Here is a 277-nt window from a genome sequence, read left to right as displayed (position 1 = left end):
AGGCTCTGGGATGTAGCTGTCCAGAGTCTCAACCAGCTTCTTGACAGCGGTGGTGCCCATTTCGTTGTCGTCTTTGCCTTCCAGCGCCATACGAGCCGAACCGATGATGATCGGAGTGTCGTCGCCTGGGAAGTCATAGGTGGACAGCAGGTCGCGAACTTCCATCTCGACCAGTTCCAGCAGCTCAGCGTCGTCTACCAGGTCAGCCTTGTTCAGGAAGACCACGATGTACGGAACGCCAACCTGACGGGAAAGCAGGATGTGCTCACGGGTTTGT

General features: G+C 56.7%; 1 protein-coding gene. It reads right to left on the bottom strand.

Annotated features, from left to right (window positions below; all coding sequences use genetic code 11):
- The coding region (locus tag NPS47_RS25565) for a GTP-binding protein (RefSeq protein WP_274297464.1) at positions 1–277 on the bottom strand (277 nt) is incomplete at both ends.

Origin of the sequence: Pseudomonas putida (assembly GCF_028682475.1) — a bacterium.
GTDB lineage: Bacteria > Pseudomonadota > Gammaproteobacteria > Pseudomonadales > Pseudomonadaceae > Aquipseudomonas > Aquipseudomonas putida_AG.
This window is presented reverse-complemented; position numbering and strand designations above follow the sequence as displayed.